This is a genomic window from Martelella sp., assembly GCF_984369615.1.
The window spans coordinates 1-4,737 of record NZ_CFHTCS010000335.1 but is presented as its reverse complement, the minus strand read 5'-3'; the positions used below and the strand labels follow the sequence as shown (position 1 = coordinate 4,737).

Annotated in this window: 3 protein-coding genes and 1 pseudogene; 1 reads left to right on the top strand and 3 read right to left on the bottom strand. The window is 61.7% G+C overall.

Translation table 11 applies throughout. The features are described from left to right. A pseudogene (locus AC5DC2_RS19595) lies at nucleotides 1-312 on the bottom strand (Zn-dependent hydrolase); the annotation flags it as partial. Nucleotides 313-568: 256 nt separating this feature from the next. Between AC5DC2_RS19595 and rutR the strand changes: the two are divergent. Next, nucleotides 569-1,216 carry an HTH-type transcriptional regulator RutR gene (gene rutR, locus AC5DC2_RS19590; RefSeq protein WP_024709074.1) on the top strand — a complete coding sequence of 216 codons (648 nt, stop codon included), beginning with the start codon at nucleotides 569-571 and terminating at the stop codon, nucleotides 1,214-1,216. A 5-nt stretch (nucleotides 1,217-1,221) separates the two neighbouring features. Here the strand turns inward: rutR and AC5DC2_RS19585 are convergent, their stop codons facing one another. Continuing rightward, a complete protein-coding gene (locus tag AC5DC2_RS19585) occupies nucleotides 1,222-3,870 on the bottom strand; it encodes a bifunctional diguanylate cyclase/phosphodiesterase (RefSeq protein ID WP_491699681.1) in 2,649 nt (882 codons plus the stop codon). A 237-nt stretch (nucleotides 3,871-4,107) separates the two neighbouring features. Further along, a partial coding sequence (locus AC5DC2_RS19580) for a 4Fe-4S dicluster-binding protein (RefSeq protein WP_491699680.1) occupies nucleotides 4,108-4,737 on the bottom strand: 630 nt, incomplete at its 5' end.

Here is a 4,737-nt window from a genome sequence, read left to right as displayed (position 1 = left end):
CACGCCGAGCACGCCGTCATATTTGCCGCCGGTCGGCTGGGTGTCGAGATGGCTGCCGACATAGACGGGCAGGGCGTCAGGATCGGTTCCCGCACGGGTCATGAACATCGTGCCCATTTTGTCGACGCCCATCGTCAGGCCTGCGTCCTCGCACCATTTCTGAAACAGCGCGCGACCGTCCGCATCCGCATCCGTCAGGGTCTGGCGGTTGTTGCCGCCGGCCACTCCCGGACCGATTCGGGCCATGTCCATGAGCGCGCTCCAAAGGCGGTCGCCGTTGACGCGCATGTTTTCGCCTGCATGGGCTGCCATCACTCTTCCCCGTTCTGCCTGAGGCCTTGCCGTCGCCGGCTTGTTGCCGGATAAGGAGGGCATTGCCTTTCTTGTCTCAATCGGTCACGTTTTTGACCGCTTGGTAAACTTTACAACTTCCGTGCCAAGGCTCAAGTGACCAACATCAAAATCACTCGTCATTTTTCCAAAAAATAGCCTAAAGTTTAGGCGGGATCCGAAATTGTGCAAAAGTGGCTGCGAATTGCGGCATGGAATGAGGGCGATGGAAGTGGAAATGACACCACGGGCGGGGCGGACACAGCGGCGGACGCGCATACAGGAGGCCAAGGAGGAGGTGATCCTTGAGGCCGCGCTGGACGTATTCTCGGCGAACGGTTTCAGAGGGGCGACCGTCGACCAGATCGCCGAGGCCGCCGGCATGTCAAAACCCAATGTGCTCTATTATTTCCGCTCGAAAGAGGCCGTGTTCGCGGCCCTTGTCGCCCGGGTGATGGATATCTGGCTCGATCCGCTCAGGGTCTTCGACGTCGAGAAGGACCCGGCCGCCGAGATCCGCTCCTATATCCGTCGCAAGCTTGAAATGGCGCGGGACTATCCGCGCGAAAGCCGGCTCTTCGCCAATGAGGTGCTGCAGGGCGCGCCCAATACCGAATCCTTCCTCAAGGGCGAGCTGAAGGACCTTGTCGACGAGAAGGCCAAGGTGATTCGTGCCTGGCAGGCAGCCGGAAAGCTGCGCAAGGTTGACCCCTACCACCTGATCTTCTCGATCTGGGCAACGACCCAGCATTATGCCGACTTCGACGTTCAGGTGCGCGCTGTGCTGGGAGAGGGGCTTTCCGGCGAGGGACGATTCGAGGATGCCGCGCGCTACCTGGAGGCGTTGTTCATCAACGGACTTATTCCCGGCAAGGGTGGCGCCTGAGGCCCTTACGAGGTTTGCGCCAGCCATGTCCTCTCTCGCGCAAAGCGCATCAGAGCCTCGGCCGAGAGCGGCGGGGCGAAGAAATAGCCCTGAAAGGCGTCGACGCCGAGGTCGCGCAGGATGCGCGCATGCTCTGCCGTTTCCACGCCTTCCGCGATCACCTCGATGCCCAGCGCCTTGCCGATCTCGATGATCGAGGCGACCAGGCGGCGCTGGCTCTGGCCGGTTGTGATCGGCAGCACCAGTTGCCGGTCGATCTTGAGCCGTTTCGGCGACAGGGAAAGCAGGCTGAGGATCGAGGCGTAGCCGGTGCCGAAATCATCAATCTCGACATCGACCCCGAGCGCCTTGATCGCCGCCACGGCGTTCTCCAGACTGGTGTCCTGATCATCAAAGGAAATTGATTCGAGAAGCTCGATGCAGAGTTGGCCGGGCGAAAGCCGGCTTTCGGCGATCCCCTGCAAGAGCGCGGGATCGATCAGCCTTTGGGCCGAGATGTTGACGGAGATATGCGGAATGCCGAGACCGGTCTGCATCCAGGCCTGGAACTGGCGGCTCGCCTTGTTCAGCACCACCGCGTCGATGCGGGCGATCGATCCGGTCGTTTCGGCGGTGCCGATGAAATGGCTCGGCGCGAGCTGGCCCCGGGTCGGGTGGCGCCAGCGCACCAGCGCCTCGACCCCCGTGATCTCCATGGAGCGCGCGGAAATCTGCGGCTGGTAGAATACCTCGAACTGGTCGTCCTCAAGGGCCGCCAGCAATTCGTCTGCCACCTTCTTGTTGGTGATCGCGATATTGCGCAGCGTCGCGTCGAAGACCACGAACTGGTTGCGGCCCATGCGCTTGGCTTCATAAAGGGCGATGCCGGCATTGACGAGCGCATCGCGCATCGTGACTGTCTCGCCGTCGATCCAGGCAATGCCGACGCTGGCGCTGACGCGCACATGGTGTTCGCCGTACTGAAGCGGCCTGCCAAGGGCGCGGATGATCTCCTGCGCCAGCCGCGTCAGCCACTCGACATTGCCGTCCCACCCGGTAACAAGCGTGAACTCGTCGCCGCCGACACGGGCGAGGAAATCATGGGGGCCGGCGATACTGCGCAGCATGTTGGCGCTGTGGCGCAGCATGGCGTCGCCGGCGGCATGGCCGAGCGTATCATTGATCTCCTTGAAGCGGTCGAGATCGACGTGCAGCACGGCGTAGCGCGGGCCGCCGTGGCCGGTTGCCGCGCCGGTCTCTCCGGCAAAGGCCTCGCCGAGATGGCGCCGGTTGGCAAGACCCGTCAGCGCGTCGTGCAGCGCATTGTGGCGCAGAACCTTCTGCGCCTCCTCAAGAGCCGCGTTCTTCTGGCGCGCTTCGACATTTGCCCGTTTCAGCTCTTCGTGAAGCCTGACATCCTCGGTGATATCCCAGTTGACGCCGATCATCCTGTCGGCGCCGGCCGGGTCGCGGTAGAATGTGCCGAAGACCTGCATATGGTGCGTCTCTCCATCATCCAGTACGATCCGGAAGGTATCGCGGAAATCCTCTCCCTCGGCGATGGTGATCTCCATGCGCGCCTTTTCCTTGGTGATGTCGTCGGGATGGAGCCGTCCGGACCAGATCTGCATGGGCTTTTCCCCGCAATCGGGCGACTTGCCGTAAAGCGCGTACATCCGCTTGTCCCAGATGGCCTCGCCGCTTTCCAGTTCCATCTCCCAGACGCCGATTTTAGAGGCGTCGAGGGCGAGCTGCATGCGTCGCGAAAGCCGGCCGAGCTTTGCGAGATTCCGCTGGCGCAGGCGCATCAGCCAGGCGATGCCGATAACGGCTGCTGTGATGACAAGGCCGATCGCGCCGATCATGATCTGTCGCGGCAGCGCCGCGGAAACCGGTTCGTCCCAGCCGGTCTTCGGCACGGCGGCGAGCGTCCATTGCGTATTCGCAAGCCTGATTTCTTGCGTCACCGGTTCGGCGTCGAACACCGCCTGCCGTCCGAAAAGGATATCGGCCGGCGCGCCGTCGGGACCGTTCTTGGCGAGCGCGAGGTCAAGATCGGGATGGCGCGCGGTGATCGACCGGTCGGCGAAAAGCGCTTCGAGCGCGACGATTGCCGAGAGAAGGCCCCAGGTCTCGCTGTCCTCGCCGTCATAGAGCGGATAGTAGGCGAGAAGCGCCGAGCCGCCCTGAACCAGCACGATCGGACCGTCAACGACCGGGCCGCGCGCGAGCAATGCCTTGTCGATCGCGGCAAGCTGTTCCGGACGGTCGCGGTAGTCCAGCCCGATCGCCTCCCGGTTTTCCTCGAGCGGATAGACCATGGTGATCTTGAGGTCGCGGGCGAGCGCAATGCTTGCGATCGCGTTGTGGCCCTCGACCAGCTTGTCGGCCAGCTGCGCGAAACGGTCGGCATCGATTTCGGGCTCGAACGACAGCGCAACGCCCATCCCTTCCACCAGCCGGAGGTTCTCTTCCAGATCCGCCTCAAGGCGCGCCGTGGAAACCGCCATGCGCTCCGATGTTTTCAGCCGCAAGTTCTCGGTGAAATTGCGTTCGGCCTGGCGATTGGCGACGATCATCGAGCCGAGCACGAGCGCGACGACGGCCAGAGCGAGAATGTCGCTCGGCGCCAACCGGTAAGGCCTTTTTCGTCGCCGTGCTGCCGGCTTCAGCATTCTCTCGCCTGCTCCCGTCTCCTGTCGTGCTTCGCATGCTGCAGGAAATTGTAAGGCGAAATCAATGTAAAAAGATTTTTATCCCATATATATACTTAATATTCTGAATAAATATAAGTATTTTAGAGTTTTATTTTTGATCTATCTCTAAATATAACTGTTTAGTAGAGACTATAAAAGCCACGAGGCCGGCGCGACCTCATGGCTTTCTCGCATGTTATTGTTTTCCTGGTTTGCTTATTCCGCCGCCTTCGTTGCCATCGGGTTGTTCGGGTGCGACGTCCAGTTGGCATAGTCGGCGGAAACCGTCTCGCCGGTGCGCCGGTCCGTTTCGCCCGGCGCAAGCGTCACCATGTCGATGCAGTTCTCGACGGGACAGACGTTGACGCAGAGATTGCAGCCGACGCAATCCTCTTCCTTCACCATGAAGTGGCGCTCGCCGTCGACCATCGCGGTGATCGCCTGGTGCGAGGTGTCCTCGCAGGCAATGTGACAGCGGCCGCATTTGATGCAGGCGTCCTGGTCGATGCGGGCCTTGGTGATGGAATTGAGGTTCAGGTACTGCCAGTCGGTCACATTCGGCACGGCGCGGCCCGAAATCTCGTCGAGCGTGGCAAAACCCTTCGTGTCCATCCAGGCCTCAAGGCCGGAGATCATCTCCTTGACGATCTTGAAGCCATAGGTCATCGCCGCGGTGCAGACCTGCACATTGCCGGCGCCAAGCACCATGAATTCGGCCGCGTCCCGCCAGGTGGTGATGCCGCCAATGCCGGAGATCGGCAGGCCCGCCGTTTCCGGGTCGCGGGCGATCTCGGCCACCATGTTGAGCGCGATCGGCTTCACCGCCGGGCCGCAATAGCCGCCATG